The sequence below is a fragment of the Spirochaetales bacterium genome (assembly GCA_016930085.1).
Taxonomy (GTDB): Bacteria; Spirochaetota; Spirochaetia; order SZUA-6; family JAFGRV01; genus JAFGHO01.
On the sequence record JAFGHO010000055.1, the window covers coordinates 11,967 to 33,198 of the forward strand.

Here is a 21,232-nt window from a genome sequence, read left to right on the forward strand (position 1 = left end):
CTAAACATGCCGTGTTTATCCGTGGTAACACTACAGATTATACTGCCTGAGTTTTTCATAGAGGGTTTTACGGGTGATACCGAGTTGCCGGGCCGTTTTCGAGATATTGCCGCGGCATTGCTTCAGCGCGTGGTCGATGAGGTGCTGTTCCACTTTGCACACATGCCTTCCCACGATTGTCTTGAGATTTTCCCCGGGGACTTCCGGGAACGGAAGGGCTTCCGTCACTCCGGGAAGATCAATATGCGACAGCATTTCATCCTCACTCAGTATGACCGCGTTGACGATCACGTTTTTTAGCTGCCTGATATTGCCGGGCCATTCATACCCCATTATCTTTTCCATGACATCCGCGGGCACTTTCTTCACATTTCTTTCGTAAAGGAGGTTCGCCTCATTGATGAATTGTTCGACAAGCAGGGGAATATCTTCCTTTCTCTTTCGCAAAGGCGGCAGGGTAATGGTCACCAGACTCAGGCGGTAGTAAAGATCTTCGCGGAACCTTCCCTCCTTGATATAATCCAAGAGGTGCTTGTTCGTCGCTGCGATGATTCTGCAATGCGCCGAAAGACTCTGAACACCGCCCACCCGTTCGAATGTTTTTTCCTGAAGCACACGGAGGAGTTTGGACTGCATCGCCCCGCTCATGTCCCCGATTTCGTCGAGAAAAAGCGTTCCCTCCCCCGCTATCTCGAACCGCCCGAGTTTTCGTTCCGATGCGCCGGTAAACGCCCCTTTCTCATGGCCGAAAAGTTCGCTTTCGAGCAGGTTGTCGTTCAATGAAGCGCAATTGACACCGATAAAGGGCCGGCCGGAGAACTTTCCCGTAAAATGTATTTTTCGCGCGATAATTTCCTTGCCCGATCCTGTTTCGCCCTGGATAAGGATTGTCGCATCGGAATCCTTTACCTTTCCGATAATCCGTTCGATATTGGCCATGGACAAATTCCGACTCGGAACGATTTCGACCTCCGAAAGTTCTTTCAGGGAACGCCTGAACCCGATATTTTCCTTCCGAATGGCAAGTGCCTCCTGCTCCTTTTCGATAATCGAAAAAAGGAGGTTCTGATCAATGGGTTTCGTAATGTAATTAATCGCGCCCGCCTTCATGCACCGGATCGCGCTTTCGATATTTCCGTATCCGGTAATAATGACAACGGAGAGGAGCGCTTCTTCCTCCTTTACCTGTTTCAAAAATCCGTAACCGTCTTCTATTCCGAGTTTCAGATCGAGAAGCATGATTTCCACGTTATGCGAGGACATGATGCGTTTCGCCGTTTCGCGGTCTTCAGCTTCGAATACCCGGTGGCCTTTGAGTGAAAGCATCTTGCCGAGACCCTTTCTGAGTCCTTTTTCATCGTCGACGATCAAAATATTCATCGGTTTCCTCCTTCGCAGGGAAGCGTCATGACGACCGTTGTCCCTTTCCCGACAACGCTCTCGATCGAGATATCCCCGCCGGCCCTTCGTATGATGTTATACGTAATGGAAAGGCCGAGGCCGGTACCACCCCGACCCCGATTCGTCGTAAAAAAGGGGTCGAAGACGTGCGGAAGCTCGTTCTCCCCGATTCCGCACCCGTTATCCGAGAGGATGATACGCACATGACCGTTGCGCTTTACTGTTTCTATCGAAATGCGCCCGTCGCCGTCTATCGCCTGTTCTGCGTTTAGAAAAAGATTTATCACAGCCTGCCTGAATTCGTTCGTGTTGATCCGCACATCGGGGCATCCGGTCTCCAGATGCGTGTCGATGCGAACACGTTTTTGTTCAAAATCTATTTTCATCAATGCCGCCGTTTCGGAAATGACCCGGTTGACATCGGTCGAATCGCTTTTATTATCGGAACGGGCGAAAGACAAAACCCGCCCGATAATCGCAGCGATCCGCTTCGTTTCGGTCTCGATCCATTTGAGGGAATCGAGTTTCTCAGGATCGTCTTCGACCTCGGTGAGGTAATTGACGTGGGAGAGGATCGAACCGAGGGGATTGTTTATTTCATGCGCCATTCCCGCGGATAGAAACCCGAGCGAGGCGATCTTTTCCGCGACGAGTATTTTGTGCCACAATCGCTCCGTTTTGGTGACGTCCTCGAGAACCACGAGGATTTTCGCGTCTTCATCGGGTCTGGTAATGGGGACGATACGCGCCATGAACCGGAGCACTTCGCCGTTTGCCTGCACATACTGCAATGTGCTTGCCACACCCGGTATCATTATCCCCGTGTTGGCGAGACGTGAATCTCCTTCCTGACGGGTAAAATGCGCAGCGATCACATCGTTTACATTCCCGTGCAGGACGGATTCCTGCGCCCGATTGACGAGTGCGCAAAAATAAGGATTCACATACTCGATCTCCTCACTTTTATTACAGACGATAATGCCCGCCTGGAGATTTTTAACGATGGTGTCGGTATAGCGGTGGAGAAAGGATATTTGAGTAAGCTGTTCCTTTATAATCTGTTCCTCTTTGATGAGTTTGCTTACCATTGTATGAAATGTATTCGTAATGAAACCGATCTCGTCTCCGGTATGGATGGCAAGCGGTTCGATCCTGTCGTCCTTCATGTATGTTTCGAGCCATTGACGCAGCCGGTACAGCGGCGAAAGAAGGACGCCGGTCATCCAGGCAACAATGAGAAACGATACCACCAGCGTGATGAGAAAGGTGACGACAAAGACATAGACGATTCTCAACAGGGAAATACGATCGCCGAGTGTCGATTTCAAAACGACGAGGGAAAGGCCCCGGGGAATATCGACGGATATCGTCCGGCCGAAGACCAGATACGGTACCGAGGAAACGGCGAGGGTCATCATTTCACCGTACCCTGTTTCCGGAAGAGGAAAATGCGTGAGATCGGAGCATATATACTCCGTCCCGATAAAAAATCCGACATTGATTCCCGTTTCCTTGTTCAATGAATCGATCAGTTTTTTATCGATTCTGTTGATAATATAGACACGAAACAATGTCCCGTCTTCCCGATACAACGCGGTACCGGTAATCAGAAAGAGCGATATAGAACCCTGAAGATCCCTCGACACGAGAAATTCGTTTCTCGGATACCGGAAATGAAAATGATCTATCTGATGGACGATCGCCGAAACCCTTTCTGCATGTTTCCTCACATCGACGACAAAACGGTTGTTTTTATCGAGCATAAAGATCCAGTCCGCCTGGATTGACGTGAAATATTCATACATGCTTTTATTCAATAAATCCGGTGTGCCCGCACTCACCATTCTGTCCGTGAAATAAAACCTGAGAAAATGAATATTGTTCATCAGTCTGTTTTTAAGCATTTCGAGTGAAAGGCGGGCGTCACGAAAGGATGAAAGAAGATCCGCGCGGGAAGCATTGCGGGCCTGCCGGTAAAAGGTAAAAAGGCTGAAACCGGCAATCAGGATAATCTGGAGAAAGAGAACGATGAAGATACTATAGAAAAGCTTGCTCCGTAGCTTCATGTTACTTTGGTTGTGCCGTTATAAGCGGCATCCGCCCGCAGAGAAAAGGTGGATAGTGCAGTATACAGAAATCGGGCATCAATAGCAAGTGAATCCGGATTTCTCACAGGCAGCAAGCTTTTATAGCAACGTCAAATATGTAAATATTATACATGGATTGAAATCCTTACACGGGATTTTAGCACTTTTCCTATATTCGACGTGATACATATATATGCCCGCCGTATTCATACGGCAAGCGCAATGCAAGCGGATTCCGGGCTAAAAAGGCCATTCGCTGACATTGCCGAGCTGCCCGGGAAGCTTGCCGTCCCATTTTTTGATCGCGGCCGATCTGTTTTCCAGTTTTCTGTATTCGAGCAGCTGCGGGGTGATCGACTGTCTGCCCAGAATGCGATTATACTCGGCTATCCCTTCCGCCTCGAGGACCTTTTCCCTTTTTAGTGTCTCGGCCTCCAGAATACGCCGTTCGGATTCCTTTTTTTCCGTCTCGAGTTCCAGCGTCTTTTGTTTGTCCTTGTACACGGCATACTCGGTTTCGGCGACGATCTCGCGGTAATCCGGTGACAGGCGGATATTGACGACATCGATGTCGATCACCGAAATATAATATTGCCGGAGTACCTCCCCGAGTCTCCGGGTTATCTCCGCCTTGATATCGGGCTGGTGAAGCAGCACGTCGCCGATCGGATAATTGACGATGATCACCTTTGTCACCTCGTTGACCGCCGGCGTGATGACATCGAGAACGATTTCCCTGCTGCTTTTCGCCCCGTATTCCCGGAAAAGAAGGGGCAGGTGTTCCTCTTCGAGTTGAAACTCGACATTCAGCCAGAGGGCGACATCCTGAAATTCGATGGAATCGGCGGTCACTCGTTCGATTTCAGCGGATTGACGGGCCACCCGTGCCCTGTAGCATACCTGGAACCCTGGAAAGATAAAATGGGTTCCTTCACCGAGAATCCTGTCCGATATGCCTCCCCCGAACCTGTTGTAAATGATGCCGCGAACGCCGGGTTCGATCGTCACCCAAAGCTGCTGCCGGCTTATAAAGCTCAACAGAAACAGGAGCAGAATCACCACGATAGCGGTGATAATCGCCGTACGTTTTTTCTTCCGCGGCCATTGCCGTACGTTTATAATACAATTTTTTAACCAGCCGAAAAGATTCCCCGTACCACTCCGGCCGGCTGTTTTGGTCTCCTTTTTCTGCGGTGATGTCGTTTTTTCCTTTGCCATTTTTCTCTCCTTTTCCACGGTTGTTATAATTATCTTTTCGGAAAAAATCGTGGTTTTATCAAACAAAGATGTTCGGGGCTTTTCAAAAAAGCCGGCGGGCCGTATATTATCGATAATGAATACTACCCCGCTTGTCGGCGCGCACCTTTCGATCGGCGGCGGTGTCGATATCGCAATCGACCGCGCACGCTCCCTCGGGTGTCCGGTTCTCCAGCTTTTCACCCATAATCCCCGGCAGTGGTCGGCCGCGCCGATCCCCGTCGAGGTTGTCCGCCGTTTCAGGGAGAAACAGCGAAAGACAGGCCTCATTCTCGCTAGTCACGCGAGTTATCTCATCAACCCCGTTTCCGCAAAAAACGAGGTGCGGACCGCATCACGCGACCTCCTTTCCATGGAATTGCGAAATACACAGGAACTCGGCATCCCCTTTCTCGTCATACATCCCGGCAGTACCGGGAATTCGGACGAAAAAACGGGAATTAGGGAAATCGCTTCCACCCTCGATGACGCGATCGAAACTTCCGGTAATGAAAAAACATCCATCCTCCTTGAAACAACGGCCGGTCACGCACACAGTATCGGCTACCGCTTCGAACACCTCAGGGACATAATCGGGGCCGCCCGCTACCGATCGCGGTACGGCGTCTGCTTCGATACCTGTCACGTCTTCGCCTCCGGATACGATCTCGTATCGGAAGAAGCATATGAGCGTACCATGCGTGCTTTCGATGATACAATCGGTCTTTCCCTGCTTAAATTTATACACCTTAATGACTGCCTCTTCGAATGCGGGGCACGCCGCGACCGCCATACCCATATCGGCAAAGGGAAGATCGGCCCGGAAACGTTTGTCCGTATCATGAACGATGCCCGGTTTATCGCGACGGGAAAATGTATCGAAACGCCGAAAGGGAAAAAAAATGAATGGGACAAATTGAATCTTACATTCTTGAGGCAATGTGTTTAGCGCCTGTCGGGTTTTTTATTATCAGATTCAGGAAAAATAAAAGCAATATGTACTTTTCGAGCGTTATATAATATATAAAAACAAATACTCAAGGAGTGTCATATGACAAAATCCTGTCCGCATGAATTCCATTTTGTAATGACGGATATAATGAAAGAGAAGCTGCGCAGCCTGACATTGTTCGGTTCGAGACGTTCGTTATCCGGTGTCATTATCGGTATATTGTCCTGCATCGATCCTTTGGTCATAAAAGAACATAAATGGGGAAGGCAGCGAATGAGCCGGTATCGAGCGGTTTCAGACAATCCCGATGAAAGCCGGGAACATACGCATGTGTATTTCCCTGAGGTTATGTATCGACAGATCAAGTTGCTGCATGCGGATTTGAATTGTTACAGTATCGCGCAGCTTTTAAGGTGGTTGTTGGAGTTGTTTTTGACGATGGTAGAGAGGTATGGTAATGAAGTTATTAAAGAATTTGAGAAAAGATTTAGGCAATGGAGTAGTAAGGAGAGGAAATTACAACAGTCCCTTCAAAGGAATTTACGACAATTGTATAAAATAATCCAACATTTACCTCGGCGAAATAGATTTATTTCTCTCTATACGAATCATTATTCGCCATTTTGGATACTTCGACTCTAATAAATACATTACCGACTCTTTTTCCGCACTTCCAAAAGCATTATAAAATGCTTCTTTACTCATCTTCCCGCTTCCGCAGACTCAACGAGCCTTCCTCCTCCATCCCTTCCGAAATACTGAGCGACCCATCGTGCGTTTTATCTTCCCGGATGGAAAGCCATCCGGCTTACGCACCGGGCGCGCAACGCGAACGGACTCTCCTGATAGCGTCTCCGGCCGCCGCCTTGAGGAAGGGATTCACGACAAGCTGTCCGGTTATTTTGGAGAGGGATTCGACAGCATAGAGAAGCCCCCAGGTACTCAGCGCACGGACCGCATCGAGACGAAGCTTCTCTTCGGGACAGTCTGCAAGGGGAAGAAGAAACTCATGAAGCGGGGAAGGTCCGAAACCGCCACCTATCCCCATCCCAAAGCTTCGGCTTTTTCCAGATCTTCCGTACGGATCAGCGCCTCGTAGACGGTCCCGGTCGGGACTCCGCAGAGGGTGATGACGGGATAAGTGGCGACCCGCATATTGAGTACCGTTATTCCCGCGCTTTCGAGATGATCACGCGCTTCCATGGCGTTTTCATAATAGGTCACCTCACATTGTATCCCCGAAGGCCGCGCCACCCAGACTTCACTCGGCAGGGCGGTCGGTGCGGGCTCATCACCGCACTGAAGTTTATCGATCGAGCCGACATAGTACTGGGCGACGAGGAGGGCGTCGCGTATGTCTATCGTGTCGTCATTGTTGACGTCCGCCGCATCGGGGGCGGCAAGTTCTTCCTCCAGACCCACATAGTAGCGGGCAATATGCAGAGCATCGACGATATCGACCCGTTCATTGTCGTCCGCATCGCCGCATTCGGCGCAAAATGAAAACGAAGTCCCCATGATAACGAAAAAAAGGATGAAAAAAAGAGACAATTTATTTTTTATTTTCATTATATTTCCTCCCCGTAATGTTATTAATAGTACGATTATATCGTATTTTCAGCCTGCAATCAAGGAATATCGATCGAAAGAGAAAATTGTTGCGAGTGATCTCATTGTATGGTATGCTGTGTTTTTAATAAACCGAAAACGGAGAATCACCATGAAAAAAATATCACGATATCTGCCAATTATCATTGCAATTGCGGTCTCTGGATGTAATGAATTGAACCTCGACGCAAACAAGCCCCCGGTGATCAAGGAAATCGTTCTTTCAAAAAAAAACCCGCTTTTCGGGGAAACCATCACCGTCACGGCACGTGCTGAGGATCCGGAAGGCGATACCCTTTCCTACGACTGGGAATGTTCGGCGGGCGTATTGGGCAATGAAGGGGGGTCGACGGTGACATGGACCGCCCCACAGTCGGATGCTATTGTCACGATTTCCGTGAATGTCTCGGATAAAATACCCGGGAACGCCGTAACCGGATCCGTGGAAGTGGGTCCCGGAAGACCGGTCTATCAGCTTATCGCCCTCAGTTCCGACGGCGGGACGATCTCTCTCCCCGACCCGATACCAGCGGAGGTGGTGCACGGTATCGCGCAGCGGATCCTCGCCGTCCCCGGGGAGGGATATCAGTTTTATAACTGGACGCCGGAGGGATCGTCCGAGGCTTCTTTCGCGAACGGAAATTCCGCCGATACAACGGTGACGCTTACTAACGGCAATGCCATCATCAAAGCGAATTTTGTCCGGGACGGCTGGGTGGAATTTGTTCCCTTCATATCGGAATCCGTCGGGACCTCCTATGATCCGGCTGCGGCAACGGCGTACGTGCAATCGGCTTCCGGAATCAACCGGCTCGACTTCATTCTCGAAGGCGGTCGTGAATACAAGGCGACCTTCGAATTACGCGTCGATTACAACGCGATGAACGCAGCCTATTTTCAATGTCCCGCCGGCCGTTTCAATGCGTCAAGATCGTGGAGTGAATCCCGTACGGTCGCATGGACAGATCCGCCGACAGATCAGCCGACCTGCTATCTCTATCTCGACGGGTACGCGAGGATCGAATTGCGCAATCTTCATTTTTATTTCAGGCAGTTCATCTCGACCCGGCTGCCGCGCGTTTTTGAAGCCTTCGCCCCGGACATTACACGAAGCGGAAAAGGCTCTTATTTGCCCGCCGCGCGGACCGCGGAGGTTTATAATCAGGGTATCTCCGAACTGACGTTTCATCCGGAAGGAGGAAAAATATACATCCTCATATTCCGTATCAGGAGACACGGTAACTTCAGTTCCGCGTATTTCAGTTACCCGGGCGGCCGGATCGATCCCGATGCTTCCGAAGAATGGAGTTCTCCCCGGGTAATCGCCTGGGAACAGGGGCGGCACGGGTCAGACGACTGTCTCCTGTATATGAGCGGGCAGGGAGAAGTGTATCTCGATAATATACAGTTTTTCAGGGAACCGAAATAAGACCGATTCTATTGTTCACGGATACATAACCTCATTATCGGGTATTCAATCCGGGAAAGAATAAAAAAACACCTTTTCGCACACATAATCGATCGGAAAGGCTTTGTCTTATTTCTTCTTTTTTATTATATTGATGCTTATGCACAATACCTTTCATATCACACGACGTAAGACCCGCGACGGGCGGGGGTCGTTCGACACGGGGAAGTACCGGAATCTTTTCCATGACCTGCTTGCCGTTCCCGACGATCTCGTCCATCGTAAAATCGCGGATGCATGGAACAGGCTGTTTTACGGCAATGAGCGGACAGAACGCTTCTATTTTCAGGCCGCCCCCGATACCGCCTATATAAAGGATATTTATCATAACGATGTACGAAGCGAAGGGATGTCGTACGGGTTGATGATCGCCGTCCAGCTGGACAAAAAGGACGAGTTCGACAGACTCTGGAAATGGACGAAAGATTACATGCAGCATAAAGACGGCCCCCGTAAAAACTATTTCGCCTGGCAGTGTAAAACGAACGGAACGATTATCGATCCCAATTCCGCATCCGACGGGGAGGAATGGATTGTGATGGCATTGTTTTTCGCATCGGCCCGATGGGGAAACGGAAGCGGTATATTCGACTATGCTTCCGAAGCACAAACCGTCCTCGATACGATGCTTCATAAAAAAGACGAGCACGGGAACGACGGAACCATCACCAATATGTTTCACGAACTTCATCATCAGATTGTATTTTCTCCCTTCCATCCCGAAATAAATGAAGACAAACCCCCGTATACTTTTACCGACCCGTCATACCACCTTCCCCATTTCTATGAATTATGGGCCCGATGGGCGGAACGGGATAACGGATTCTGGTTCGAAGCGGCGAAGGCCGGCAGGAAATTCCTGAAAAAAGCCGTTCATCCCGTGACCGGACTCGCCCCGGATTACGCCCTTTTTGACGGAACACCGACAAATCATTTCGGCGGCGGTCAGGCCGATTTCCGCTACGACGCGTGGAGGGTCGCGATGAATGTTGCCCTGGATTACGCGTGGTTTGAAGCGGACCGATGGGCGATCATACAGAGTAACCGGTTGCTCGATTTCTTTTTCAACGAGGGCCTTGACACCTACGGGGATCAATACACCCTGGACGGGAAATGTCTCTGCGACAATCACAACTCCGGCCTCATCGCGATGAACGCGGTTGCGGCGCTGGCTGCAACAAATGAAAAACGGAAGGGCTTCGTGAAAAAATTATGGTGCCTGCCGGTGCCGTCGGGTGACGCCCGTTACTACGAAGGGCTTTGCTATATGCTCGGTCTTCTCATGGTAAGCGGAACCTTCAGAATATATCATCCGGCGCCATGATCCCGTCCGGCAGATGACTCACTTTTACCTTTTTTCCCGTGACAGGATGCCGGAAAATATAGGCAAAGCAGAGAAGTGCAAGCCGTTTCTCCCCGCGGTCATTCCCGTAGCGGGTATCGCCGCAGATAGGGACAAGGTACTGTTGAAAATGCCTCCGTATCTGATGTGTCCTTCCCGTTTCCGGCCTGACCAGAAAACAGCAGGCATCATCGGAGGCGTGCATCAACCATATGCGCGTGACGGCCGGCTGTTCTTTTCCTTTCCACGCAAGGGTATCGGTGATGGTGTATGACCTTTTTACCGAGCGGAAAAATTTTGTTTTTACAAGATAATATTTCTTGATCGTTCGCTCCTTGAACATTCCGTTCAAGACAACCTGCATACGGGCGTTTTTTGCAAAGAAGAGCAACCCCGATGCCGGTGTATCGAGTCTGTTGACCGGGAATGCTTTGCCCGTTTTTGTCACCGAACGTAAATAGCGTTCAAGTCCCCACGAAAGAGAAGCGACATCGGCATACGGGGCCGGAATCGTCGGGAACCCCGGCTTTTTGTAAACGACGAGAAACTCGTCTTCCTCAACGACAATATCTCTTGAGTCAAAGGGATACGGAACGACTGCCCGGACGGGCATGTTGATGCGGATAAGGCGGTCTGAGGTGACGACCGCATCCGTGTCTTTCAGCCGCCTTTTCGTACGGGTATCCCATACCGCGCCGATACGTATGAGTTCTTCCGCTTTTTCTTTTGTCATCGACAGGTATTCGCGGACAAGGTTTCCGAGGGCGGATCGTTCGTCCTTTTTAAGTTGTATGTAAAAAACTTTCATCGCCTTTTCATTATTAATACCGGGCCGGAACGGACATATTTTTCCCGGTATATCCCTGCGGCTGGAATTCCGCCCTCCATGATATGAAGCCACCGGTTATTTCAGGAAATCAGAAAATTCACTCACGATTTTCAAGAGATAATGCGCCTCACTGACAAAAATCCCGGTATCGAATTCACCCGTATCTCCACGAGAAACCTTGTCGCCGTCCCCCTCCGGAGACCATAAGGCATGCAGAAACCACGGAGTTCCTATCGGTATATCCCTTGAAAAATCGATGAGTTCATCGACAAGCCCGGAAAGAAGTTTGGCAAGCGATTTTTTGTCGATTAATCCCATAACCTTTAAAAGATAGTAGGACAACTCGAATCCCCTGAAAACGATTCTGCAATTCGTGAACGAGTCGATGATACCGCGCATACCGTCATTGCCGCACGAGCCTTCCGATTTGTTATAATAAATCCATGGGAGAATCGCATGAATATGCGCTTCCAGATTACGCGGGGGAAATCCGATTTCTTCAAGTATGACCGCGGCTTTGAGGAGAAGCAATGAGGTGTCGTAATCCGGCGGCGCCCCCTCTTTCATGGAAAGCATTTTATTGTATGGAAAAGCATCGATAAAGAAATCATCTTTTATTTTCCTTACCGCTTTTCTGTATTTATCCTTATCAGACAGTTTATACAAACAGGTCAAAGGAAAGATCAACTCCAGGCACGACAGCGAATGTGCTTTTGCTTCGAGTGAATCCATAACGACGTCGGCGTTAATATCGATAAGCTTGCCTTTTTGATCAAAGAAGAGTTCAAGGAATTTGTGCGCCGCCATAAAATACTTTTCACAGGGAAAACCCTTCTTCCCGAGCAAGGCGGAAAAGGAAAGCAGGCTTTCCGCGATTCGGGCGGACCGGAACAGCTGTGTCACCGGCGGGAGGAGATAGCTGCGGGACAGCTTTTTCGTTTTTTCATTCAGCGTTGAATCGGTTTCCCATCGTTTCCTGTCACAATGATAGTACTCGAAGAACATACCGTTCGGATACTGGCCTTTAAGGACGAAATCCGCCAGACGGAGTGATTTTTCATGCATTGAGAGATCATTATCATATAATTGCTGCACCAGTAAGGCCAGGTTCGCGGCGGCAGGAAGTGAAACGAGCCGGCTTCCGGATGATAAAAGGGGCCCGAAAACACCACGGGAATCGACGAGAAGCGTTTCCAAACATCGGATGATTCCGTCTTTTATGATCTTTATCGCCTCGCGTCCGCTTAAGGAGGGCTTCTGGCTTTGCTGAGACTGCCGCCCCCGGTAATATTTTTGCGCATGCAAGACGGCCGTGGGATATATTTTCCCTCCCTGTTCGATGAGAACGTGAAAAGTGATTTCCTTTTTCAGGTTACCTTCGGAAGCGAAGTGATTGTTTTCTTCTCCCTGAATATATCCATTCCGGGAAAGAATCGATTTCGGCAGCATTTCACGGGGAGGAAAACAGATTTCCGTCCTCAGTTTCCTTCCCGAATCCGTTGTCACAATCTCCAATCCGATACTCCCCTGCTCGTCTTCTTTCTCCGGATAACTCCCCGCGATGAGGACCGCGGTTTTTTCCGGGAAAAGAAAGACGGAAGACGGATATGAAAGCCGTTCACCCATTACCATTATTTTTTTTGAGGGTACCCTTTCTCCTTCACTCAGGCACGGAAAGAAATAAGGGACATCGATACCATGAAGCAGATCCAGCGCGAAAAAAAGAGAAATACTCCCCGCAGGAACGATATGCCATAATCGCGTGACGGAAAATCCCTTTTCATGTTCCGTGATGGTATCCTTGATCACCGAGGTCGGGAAAAAGGCGTTCACCCGGTTATTGTCAAGCGCAATACTTTCGGGATGACGTATAATATTATCCCATGAAAAGTGGTAGTGGAGATGAAATGCGAGACTATTCTTTTCGATCTTGATTGTCTTTGAATCGATTTGAAGTATGTCCATGAATGTTACATAACCCGGGTGATCTCTCCCCCCCCTGTTTCTTTTTCACGGAGAAAAGGATGAAACTCCAGGATAACGTCTTTCGATAAAAGATTTTTTATAATAAAAACAAAAACGACCATTATACCGGTCGGTATGATAACGGTAAATACATTGATGAGGACCGTCATCGATTGGAGCCAGCCGCTGAAATTGGAATAAAGTGTTTGGGGACTGCCCTGTGAAACCGATGAAACGCCAAAGGAAAAGAGAAGCTTGTACATGAAGAGGAATAAAATCGCCGTTATGATCATGATCAACATGGACATAAAAAGAATTCGAGCGATATTGAGCCTGTTCAGCAGCCCGATTGCGGAAAGAAGCATGATCACCGAAACGACAAAAAAAGGCGGCCCTGTAATAAAAAGGGAATTGAAATTATTTCTGAAAAACTGTAATCCGTCCGGTTCGGGTTCCTTCTGTACGGTTTTATTTCCAACATCGAGTTTTTTCATATCTTCCATGAAGGAAAACACCATAATATTCAACAACAACGCGGTTAACGTCAAAAAAGAAAAAATGACGATAAATACCCATGCGACGACCGTTACAAAGGTCGAATGCTTTCCATGACTGCCTGATTCACTCATAGGATAGTATACTAATACGCTGTTTTTACCATGTCAACCATAATTTATGGAATTTATACTTTTACCGGTATCCTAATCATATTAATATATATAAACCTGAATCCGCTTAACAGTGCGAGAAGGAATTTAATCAAATAAATGGCGATCAAAACTATCATCAAACATCCTTCTAGAACGTATTTTTTTATAACATCTTTTTCATGAGGAGGATCGTATGAAAATAAAGAGGTTATTATTAATTTGTATTGCTTTTATTGTAAGCACGGTGTTTTTATATGCCGCCGATCCGAAAGACCCGGCGGAAACGAATGTCGAGTTCAGCGGCGGCAATAATGTGTCACTAAAAGGGTATCTGGCAACACCTCCGGGTAAAGGTCCGTTTCCCGGTGTGCTTATGATCCATGAATGGTGGGGACTCAACAGGGACATTCAAAAACTCGCCGACATACTGAGTTCGGAAGGATATGTCGTGCTGGCGGCGGATGCCTATCGCGGAAAGGTGGGTAAAACCGCGAATGAAGCGTTGAATCTCGTACGGAATACGCCGCAGCAACAGATACGGAAAGATTTGGACGCGGCCCTTTCGTACCTCACATCCCTCGAGAATGTCGACGCTTCAAGGATCGCTTCACTCGGATTCTGTTTCGGCGGTACACAGTCGATGTATATGGGAACGAGAAATCCTTCACTCGCGGCCGTCGTTATTTTCTACGGCTCGGGACCTATCACGGATCCCGCGCATCTGGGTAACATCGATCAAGCGGGGCCGGTTTTGGGTATTTTTGGTGAAAATGACGGCAATATCCCGGTAAACCAGGTAAAAGCCTTTGAAGCCGCACTCGAACAAAAGGGCGTGAGTCATACGATTACCATCTATCCCGGCGTGGGTCACGCGTTTGTCTCGAGTGAGACCTATAATAACGGGGGTACGGCCCAGAAGGCATGGAACCAGACACTTGATTTTCTCGAAAAGAATATCAAACATCCGGAAAAATAGCTGATAGACCGGTCGTTCTGTGAGTGAGAGGGGAGTGAGTCATACTCATAAACATGAAGAGAGTGTTCATTCATTTATAATGGACCCTCTCTTTTTATAAAATAAGGTACATTATTTGTAATGTTGTCTTGACAACTTTACAATTCTCATGTATACTAATCCTCATGAACCTAAATACGCAATCACCGGTTCCGCTGTACTATCAACTCGCACAGATCATCCTTGATAAAATACGAACCGGCGATTATCCGTCCGAATCGAAAATACCCTCGGAGCAGGAACTCTCCTCAACATACGGCCTGGGCAGGCCGACCGTCCGTCAGGCCACCGAACTTCTCGTACGGCAGCGGATATTGAGAAGAAAGCGGGGATCGGGCACCTTCGTTGTCGGCATGGAGGAAGAAATCGATCTTTTTTCCCTCGGGGGGACCATGTCGGCGTTCGAGAAAAAGGATATAACGCTGAACAGAATGAATGTGAAACAAATCGGACTTGTCCGTGTCGATAGTCATCCGGACAATCCCTTTTCAGGCAGGAGGGCTTATTTTTTTTCCCGTCTCAGCGCCGTCGGCGAGGAGGCTTTTCTCATCGAGGACATCTACCTTGCCCCCGATATCTTTCCCGATATCGATGCGTATGATTTCTCGCAGACCTCACTCTCCCGGGTGATCCTGGAACAATACCGGATGCGGCCCACGCACGGGAAACAGAGTTTTACCATCAGATATGCCGATGTCGAAAAATCGGCCTTATTCAAAATCGATCCCAAAACCCCCATTCTCCTCGTACGCCGGTATCTTCATTTTCCCCTGATGGAAAACGCCATTTATTCCGAGCTTTCCTGCCTGACGGACAGATTCATTTTTACACAAAAAATCGGAGGTTTTGACAATGAATAAACGTGGTTATTACGGCGATTACGGGGGCCTCTTCATCCCCGAAATTCTCATGTCGACGATGGAACAACTCATCACCGAGTTTCATCGGGCAAAGGACGATCCGGCTTTCTGGAAGGAATACACCGACCTCATGTCCACCTACTCGTGCAGACCAACCCCCCTCACTTATGCCGAAAATCTTACAAGGCATTTCAAAGGGGCTAAAATCTATATAAAACGTGAGGATTTGAATCACACCGGCGCGCACAAGGCAAATAATGTCATGGGTCAGGGGCTTTTGGTCAAACGGATGGGGAAAACACGCGTGATCGCGGAAACCGGTGCCGGCCAGCACGGGGTTGCCACCGCGACAATGGCCGCAAAGTTCGGATTCGACTGCACCATCTATATGGGCGAAGTCGATGTGCACCGGCAGCGGCCGAATGTTTTCTGGATGGAACGCCTCGGCGCCACGGTCGTGCCCGTAACCGAGGGAACGCGGATTCTCAAGGACGCGATCAATGAAGCCCTCCGTGACTGGGTCTCGAACATGGACACGACCCACTATGTCCTGGGCACCGCCTGCGGTCCCCACCCCTTTCCCGAAATGGTAAGTTATTTCCAATCCATTATCGGGAAGGAGACGAGGAAGCAGATGCTCGAACGGGAGGGAGGGCTTCCGGACCGCGTCTTTGCGTGCGTGGGAGGCGGTTCGAATGCCATGGGAATATTCAGTGGATTCTTCGACGATCCGGTCGAACTGGTGGGTGTGGAAGCCGGCGGGCTGGGCCTTGAAAGCCACCGTCACGCATCACGGCTTGTTTCCGGTGACGCGAGTGTCGGAATCGCGCAGGGATACCGGACCTATTTTCTCCAGAACCCGGACGGACAGATGCTCGAGACCCACAGCGTCGCCGCGGGGCTCGATTACGTGGGGGTTTCTCCCATTCTCGCCGATCTGAAAGATAAAGGAAGGGTGCGGTTCGAAACGGCAACCGACAAGGAGGTGGTGGAAGCCCTTTCCATGACGACCCGCATGGAAGGACTCATCCCGGCACTCGAGTCGGCCCATGCGTTCGCCGGTGCGTTCAGGGAAGCCCCGAACATGGGGCATGATGAGATCATCGTCATCAATCAATCCGGCAGGGGCGACAAGGATATTTTCACCATAGCGGACGCCTTCGGCGACCCCGCATGGAAGTCCTTTATCAAGGCAAAAGCGGAGGAATACAATGCTTGAAAATTATATCAAAAACAAACTGAATGAAAAGAAGATCCTTCTCATGACACATATCGTGATCGGATACCCGACATTGGAGGAGTCGTATCGTATCGTCAAAACCATGGTGGAAGCCGGGGTCGATCTCATGGAACTCCAGATTCCCTTTTCCGAACCCATCGCCGACGGCCCGGTCATCCTCCACGCGAACCAGGTCTCGCTTGCCGGAAACATCTCGGTCGAACAATGCCTGGAGTTTGGAAAGCGTGTCGCCGTGGATTTCGGTATTCCCTTCCTTTTCATGAGCTACTACAATATCCTCTTCAAACACGGAGTCGAAGCCTTTACCGGCGCCATGGCAAAGGGAAATATCAGGGGGGCGATCGTCCCCGACCTCCCCCTCGAAGAAGGGACCGGATATCTCGAGGCCATGAACCGGTACGGACTCGATCCCATATTCATCTTTTCACCCACGACAACCGACGAGAGGATGAAACTGATCGCATCCCGCGCGAGCGGCTTTGTCTACTGTGTCGCGAGAAAGGGCGTGACCGGCCTCGACACCTCTTTTTCCAGACAGCTCGAAACCTACCTCGCCCGTTGCCGTAACGCGACGGACCTCCCCCTTGCCCTGGGCTTCGGAGTGAAAGACAAGGCCGACGTGGATTTTCTTTCGGGCAAGGCCGATATCGCCGTGATCGGGACGCAGACGATCCGGATTATCGATGAAAAGGGCATTCCCTCAGCGGGCGATTTCATCCGGGGATTGCGGTAGTCAATGACAGAATCTGTCATATATCATCGTTTCATAGTACGTATACGTACCGGCGCTGTACCACCTGCCCGTATATGGAACATACATGCTCGAGGCAAATACTTGGACCTTAATCTCCACTTTCATACAGGTATTGCAATAGATTGCCGGCCAGGACCCGCTTCCCCATGATTTGCTGCCGGTACCGCTGAAAGACTCATGCATGTTAAGGGGACCCCATATTATTCCTTTCGGTTCCAGTTGCGATACGACCACCGACACTTTCGATCCGGTAATCCCGGTATATTTTACTCCCGCCGACACGATCGTCTCCGCCGCATTCCAGCTTATCACCAGTTCATCACCGCGTTCTTCCGCTTTCAAACCGATATTGGATACGGAAGCACCGACCATATCCGTCTCCATATCCATGGCCTGCCGCCCGTCGATATCGTATAACGGATCCTCGCAGCCCGCAGACATCATGACCATACAGATTGCCATACACACCATAATAATGCCATTCTCTTTATTCATATACATCCTCCTTGAAAAATGAAACTAACGTAGAACAATCGTTTATAAATCGATAATCCTTCGATTTTTCCGCCGATTCTTCCGTTTTTCACTTTTGGCCGTGCATCAGATACCGCCATTCTTTTTGTATTTAATCCTTTCATGCACTATATTTTAAGAAGGAGGTCCCAATGAAAAACATTTCTATCGGCATGATACCGATTTTTCTTATTTTCTTCCTTCAAAGCTGCCCCTCGGAACCGCGGGTGAGGGAACCCTTTACGGCGCCGCCGCCGAGTACAAGCGAGGATACATGGAGCGCACCGGATGGATTCACCCTCGCCTGGAGCGACGAATTCGACGGGCCCGATATCGACCTTTCAAACTGGAGTTACGAAACACAGGCGACCGGCTGGAGTCCTTCATGGAACGGCGAATGGCAGCGGTATACCGACAACGGCACCGGCGACCGGAACGCCTCGATCAACGACGGGGTGCTTGTCATAAAGGCCATCGAAACGTCGGGGGGCGACGGCGGCTATACCTCGGCAAGAATGGTGACAAAATGGAAACACTCTTGGAAGTACGGGATCATCGCCGCCCGGATGCAGATGCCGTACGGACAGGGGATGTGGCCCGCCCTCTGGATGATGGGGGTAAGCGGCGGGTGGCCGGCGTGCGGTGAAATCGATATTCTCGAAATGATCGGGGGCGGAACGGACGGGATCAATGACCGTATCGTCCATTCCGCAATGCACTGGGACGACGGCGGCCACGAGACGAATGGCGACGACCACGAGCACAATGAAAAGCTGGCCGATGACTGGCATTACTACGAATGCGTATGGGAAGAGGATTCGGTTACCATGCGGTTCGACGGTACGCCCGTTTTTTCGCAATCGATAACGGCACAGGAAACGAGTGAGTTTCACCAGCCATTCTATATCCTCCTCAACCTCGCCGTCGGGGGCTTCTGGCCCGGACCGCCGGACGAGACAACCGTCTTTCCCCAGTACCTCTATGTCGACTGGATACGGGTATATCAGCCTGAATGATCCGGGTTTGATAAAGGCTGAGGCCTCTAATATTCGGCACTCACACTCGCATTCGACTGGATCCCGCAGACCTGGGTATCCGGTGAGGAATCGAGTAGATACGCGTTCCCGGACAGACTCCAGTTTTTGAAAACGACATGAACTGCATGCGAATCGAACGCGGCCACGGTCGAAATGGACACACAGCTTCCCGGCGATATGTTTTGCTCCGTGTACGTGTGGCTTTCCCCGCTTGAATCGTAATAGGTGACCGTCAGGCTATATCCGCCCGGCGGATTCGTGACCGGCGGATTCGTGACCGGTGGATTCGTGACCGGTGGATTCGTGACCGGTGGATTCGTAACCGGCGGATTCGTGACCGGCGGATTCGTGACCGGCGGATTCGTGACCGGTGGATTCGTCACCGGCGGAGACGTTGCAGAAGACGTTGAACCGGGATCGGATGTCGGAGAAGGAGTCGGCCCGCCCTGGAAATAGTATTGGGCGTCGATCGTGCAATTGTCCCTGAAACTTCTGGCGATCGTATTGTTGTTTTCATAATTTTCGATCTCAGCCAGGCCCATCGGTTCCTTCCAATAAATGAACCGATGTTCTCCGTCCAATAAATGGTATACGGGAACGGTGGAGAGAATGATCTCACTGTCGCTCCTCACCTCGCATTCTTTTATCAGGGGAACGCCGCCGTCGAGGACGGACCTGATCGTCAGCTTGTAGGGAAGGTCTTCACATTCACGTTTGCAATACCCGGCGGAAAGCACGACCCGTACGAAATTGTAGTTTTTCAGGTACTTGAGCCGGTAAATGAGGGGTTCGTATGAGGATATATCCTCATAATCCCTTAAACCTGCAACCATCGAACGCACATCGTCGAAGCCCCCGAGCCCGGTGAAGTCCGCTTCTTTATGCTGCCCTATGAGAAGGCACGAGATGGTGCTTTCATCGATCACGTTTTTATACCGCTCCTCATTCCCTGCGGCATACGCCCCGTCGATGGTAAAATTCAGTGCGGCGGTGAGTGTCTCGTTATCCTCGGCCGACTCGACAAAGATAAACCCCATTTTCCCATATGACACCGATGATACGTACACCGGCGACACGGATCCCGATATTTCACCGGCGATTTGTTCCCAGGTGACCGACGGGTCGAAGAAATCCGCGGGGTGCTTTACTGTCCCGATTGATGCGGTATAATAGATAAATATGAACTGGATCAGCTTCCTCGTGGCTGTTGCGTTACCTGCAAAATCGAATACCTCCTCGAGCGGAGGCAACCCGGAACGCCCTTCGGAAACGAGATGAACGGGGAACAGCATCGTCAATTGATCCGCCGAGTACACATTTTCCATTTTATGAATGACTCGCGCAAGTCCGGGTTTCCCGAATTGGGCAAGGGCTTCGGGTACTCCCGGATATACGGGATTGACGGTGATATTCCTTCCGCCGACATTCGAACCCCCGTCAATGGATATCGTCAGGGAACGGCGCTTCACATTAATCGGTTTATATGCCCCTGTAAGGATACTCGGTCCGTCGATAAGCGCCCCCGGCCAGATGTTTTCCGTCTCGGGAGAAAGGCAGACATTATCGTAACTGCCGAGACACGCCTCGTAACCGTAAAGCGGACAGGTGGTCCCCGAATCTTCTACGGGGCCGAACCTGCTCGTGCCCGTTTCCTCATTCTGATCCAGGAAAGAGAGGTTTCTTATGTTCGAGTTGATGAGTTCTTCTTCCGGATACGGAATACCCGATGCAATATCGTCACAACCGGATAACAAAACAAGAAAGGCGAGGCACACAAAAACCGCCGTTATTATGTTTTTTTTCATCGTGATATCCCCCTTGTTTTTCGGATAATTTTTACTCAGGCAACAGCAGACATTATATCATATATCCCGCATATTTCAATATATTTTTCCACCGTCGCCTGATATGGAAAGAGGAAGCAGATTCCCTTTCGGACTCCTGCTTCCTCACAGACATGATTATCCGGCAACTAATATTCGGCACTCACCGTCACATTCGACTGTATACCGCAAACCTGGGTATTCGGTCCGGAATCGAGAAGATATGCATTCCCGGACAGGTTCCAGTATTTAAACGTAATATGGACGGCGTGTGAGTCAAACGCGGGTGCGGTCGAAATCGGGACGCAGCTTCCCGCCTGGATGTTTCTTTCGGTGTAGGAACAACTGTTGCCGCTTCCGTCGTAGTAATACACGGTAAGCGTATAGGTAGTAACCGGAGGCGCCGTCGGCGGCGGTGTCGTTGGAGGATCTGTGGGAGGATTTGTCTGGGC

19 protein-coding genes are annotated in these 21,232 nt (G+C 50.0%); 8 read left to right on the top strand and 11 right to left on the bottom strand.

The genetic code is table 11. The annotated features are described in order from the left end of the window. Positions 1–30: 30 nt before the first annotated feature. From JW881_08865 to JW881_08875, 3 genes are all read right to left on the bottom strand, one after another. Positions 31–1,380: a sigma-54-dependent Fis family transcriptional regulator gene (locus JW881_08865; protein MBN1697610.1), complete on the bottom strand. Its 1,350-nt coding sequence runs from the start codon at positions 1,378–1,380 to the stop codon at positions 31–33. Continuing rightward, positions 1,377–3,467: a PAS domain-containing protein gene (locus tag JW881_08870; protein ID MBN1697611.1), complete on the bottom strand. Its 2,091-nt coding sequence runs from the start codon at positions 3,465–3,467 to the stop codon at positions 1,377–1,379. Before JW881_08870 ends, JW881_08865 begins: the two co-directional genes overlap by 4 nt. A gap of 261 nt (positions 3,468–3,728) precedes the next feature. Continuing rightward, positions 3,729–4,706, bottom strand: a complete 978-nt coding sequence (locus JW881_08875) for a prohibitin family protein (protein MBN1697612.1) — start codon at positions 4,704–4,706, stop codon at positions 3,729–3,731. 115 nt (positions 4,707–4,821) lie between these two features. Here JW881_08875 and JW881_08880 point away from each other — a divergent pair, with 115 nt between their 5' ends. Further along, positions 4,822–5,673 carry a deoxyribonuclease IV gene (locus JW881_08880; protein ID MBN1697613.1) on the top strand — a complete coding sequence of 284 codons (852 nt, stop codon included), beginning with the start codon at positions 4,822–4,824 and terminating at the stop codon, positions 5,671–5,673. An 811-nt stretch (positions 5,674–6,484) separates the two neighbouring features. Here the strand turns inward: JW881_08880 and JW881_08885 are convergent. Beyond that, the gene (locus JW881_08885) at positions 6,485–6,724 is read right to left on the bottom strand and encodes a hypothetical protein (GenBank protein MBN1697614.1); all 240 of its coding nucleotides are present in this window, start codon (positions 6,722–6,724) and stop codon (positions 6,485–6,487) included. Continuing rightward, positions 6,715–7,245 carry a hypothetical protein gene (locus JW881_08890; protein MBN1697615.1) on the bottom strand — a complete coding sequence of 177 codons (531 nt, stop codon included), beginning with the start codon at positions 7,243–7,245 and terminating at the stop codon, positions 6,715–6,717. The genes JW881_08885 and JW881_08890 overlap by 10 nt, the downstream gene beginning before the upstream one ends. Positions 7,246–7,396: 151 nt before the next feature. Here JW881_08890 and JW881_08895 point away from each other — a divergent pair, with 151 nt between their 5' ends. Beyond that, positions 7,397–8,713, top strand: coding sequence for a hypothetical protein (locus JW881_08895; GenBank protein MBN1697616.1), 1,317 nt, complete (start codon positions 7,397–7,399; stop codon positions 8,711–8,713). A gap of 139 nt (positions 8,714–8,852) precedes the next feature. Next, positions 8,853–10,076, top strand: coding sequence for a xylanase (locus JW881_08900; GenBank protein MBN1697617.1), 1,224 nt, complete (start codon positions 8,853–8,855; stop codon positions 10,074–10,076). Here the strand turns inward: JW881_08900 and JW881_08905 are convergent. From JW881_08905 to JW881_08915, 3 genes are all read right to left on the bottom strand, one after another. Beyond that, positions 10,051–10,902 carry an RluA family pseudouridine synthase gene (locus JW881_08905; GenBank protein ID MBN1697618.1) on the bottom strand — a complete coding sequence of 284 codons (852 nt, stop codon included), beginning with the start codon at positions 10,900–10,902 and terminating at the stop codon, positions 10,051–10,053. The two genes, JW881_08900 and JW881_08905, sit on opposite strands and share 26 nt — an antisense overlap. A 96-nt stretch (positions 10,903–10,998) precedes the next feature. Continuing rightward, a complete protein-coding gene (locus JW881_08910) occupies positions 10,999–12,888 on the bottom strand; it encodes a hypothetical protein (GenBank protein MBN1697619.1) in 1,890 nt (629 codons plus the stop codon). 5 nt (positions 12,889–12,893) lie between these two features. Continuing rightward, positions 12,894–13,517, bottom strand: a complete 624-nt coding sequence (locus JW881_08915) for a hypothetical protein (protein ID MBN1697620.1) — start codon at positions 13,515–13,517, stop codon at positions 12,894–12,896. 214 nt (positions 13,518–13,731) lie between these two features. Between JW881_08915 and JW881_08920 the strand changes: the two genes are divergently transcribed. From JW881_08920 to JW881_08935, 4 genes are all read left to right on the top strand, one after another. After that, positions 13,732–14,514, top strand: coding sequence for a dienelactone hydrolase family protein (locus JW881_08920; GenBank protein MBN1697621.1), 783 nt, complete (start codon positions 13,732–13,734; stop codon positions 14,512–14,514). Between the two features lie 164 nt (positions 14,515–14,678). Next, positions 14,679–15,413, top strand: coding sequence for a GntR family transcriptional regulator (locus tag JW881_08925; protein ID MBN1697622.1), 735 nt, complete (start codon positions 14,679–14,681; stop codon positions 15,411–15,413). Next, positions 15,406–16,632, top strand: a complete 1,227-nt coding sequence (gene trpB, locus JW881_08930; GenBank protein MBN1697623.1) for a tryptophan synthase subunit beta — start codon at positions 15,406–15,408, stop codon at positions 16,630–16,632. The genes JW881_08925 and trpB overlap by 8 nt, the downstream gene beginning before the upstream one ends. Then, entirely contained in the window at positions 16,625–17,386 is a 762-nt protein-coding gene (locus JW881_08935; GenBank protein MBN1697624.1) for a tryptophan synthase subunit alpha, read from the top strand. The genes trpB and JW881_08935 overlap by 8 nt, the downstream gene beginning before the upstream one ends. Here JW881_08935 and JW881_08940 read toward each other — a convergent pair whose 3' ends face one another. Continuing rightward, complete coding sequence (locus JW881_08940) at positions 17,387–17,902, bottom strand: hypothetical protein (GenBank protein MBN1697625.1); 516 nt, start codon at positions 17,900–17,902, stop codon at positions 17,387–17,389. A gap of 170 nt (positions 17,903–18,072) precedes the next feature. On the opposite strand from JW881_08940, the gene JW881_08945 reads away from it, so the two are divergent. Continuing rightward, positions 18,073–18,936, top strand: coding sequence for a glycoside hydrolase family 16 protein (locus JW881_08945; protein ID MBN1697626.1), 864 nt, complete (start codon positions 18,073–18,075; stop codon positions 18,934–18,936). Positions 18,937–18,962: 26 nt separating this feature from the next. Here JW881_08945 and JW881_08950 read toward each other — a convergent pair whose 3' ends face one another. Beyond that, complete coding sequence (locus tag JW881_08950; protein ID MBN1697627.1) at positions 18,963–20,762, bottom strand: thiol-activated cytolysin family protein; 1,800 nt, start codon at positions 20,760–20,762, stop codon at positions 18,963–18,965. Positions 20,763–20,929: 167 nt separating this feature from the next. Then, positions 20,930–21,232, bottom strand: a 303-nt coding sequence (locus JW881_08955) for a hypothetical protein (GenBank protein ID MBN1697628.1), incomplete at its 5' end; no start/stop codon positions are given.

Coding starts and splice junctions, on each gene's coding strand:
- JW881_08865 (MBN1697610.1), bottom strand. CDS start 1,380: ATGAATATTTTGATCGTCGACGATGAAAAAGGACTCAGAAAGGGTCTC.
- JW881_08870 (MBN1697611.1), bottom strand. CDS start 3,467: ATGAAGCTACGGAGCAAGCTTTTCTATAGTATCTTCATCGTTCTCTTT.
- JW881_08875 (MBN1697612.1), bottom strand. CDS start 4,706: ATGGCAAAGGAAAAAACGACATCACCGCAGAAAAAGGAGACCAAAACA.
- JW881_08880 (MBN1697613.1), top strand. CDS start 4,822: ATGAATACTACCCCGCTTGTCGGCGCGCACCTTTCGATCGGCGGCGGT.
- JW881_08885 (MBN1697614.1), bottom strand. CDS start 6,724: ATGGGGATAGGTGGCGGTTTCGGACCTTCCCCGCTTCATGAGTTTCTT.
- JW881_08890 (MBN1697615.1), bottom strand. CDS start 7,245: ATGAAAATAAAAAATAAATTGTCTCTTTTTTTCATCCTTTTTTTCGTT.
- JW881_08895 (MBN1697616.1), top strand. CDS start 7,397: ATGAAAAAAATATCACGATATCTGCCAATTATCATTGCAATTGCGGTC.
- JW881_08900 (MBN1697617.1), top strand. CDS start 8,853: ATGCACAATACCTTTCATATCACACGACGTAAGACCCGCGACGGGCGG.
- JW881_08905 (MBN1697618.1), bottom strand. CDS start 10,902: ATGAAAGTTTTTTACATACAACTTAAAAAGGACGAACGATCCGCCCTC.
- JW881_08910 (MBN1697619.1), bottom strand. CDS start 12,888: ATGGACATACTTCAAATCGATTCAAAGACAATCAAGATCGAAAAGAAT.
- JW881_08915 (MBN1697620.1), bottom strand. CDS start 13,517: ATGAGTGAATCAGGCAGTCATGGAAAGCATTCGACCTTTGTAACGGTC.
- JW881_08920 (MBN1697621.1), top strand. CDS start 13,732: ATGAAAATAAAGAGGTTATTATTAATTTGTATTGCTTTTATTGTAAGC.
- JW881_08925 (MBN1697622.1), top strand. CDS start 14,679: ATGAACCTAAATACGCAATCACCGGTTCCGCTGTACTATCAACTCGCA.
- trpB (MBN1697623.1), top strand. CDS start 15,406: ATGAATAAACGTGGTTATTACGGCGATTACGGGGGCCTCTTCATCCCC.
- JW881_08935 (MBN1697624.1), top strand. CDS start 16,625: ATGCTTGAAAATTATATCAAAAACAAACTGAATGAAAAGAAGATCCTT.
- JW881_08940 (MBN1697625.1), bottom strand. CDS start 17,902: ATGAATAAAGAGAATGGCATTATTATGGTGTGTATGGCAATCTGTATG.
- JW881_08945 (MBN1697626.1), top strand. CDS start 18,073: ATGAAAAACATTTCTATCGGCATGATACCGATTTTTCTTATTTTCTTC.
- JW881_08950 (MBN1697627.1), bottom strand. CDS start 20,762: ATGAAAAAAAACATAATAACGGCGGTTTTTGTGTGCCTCGCCTTTCTT.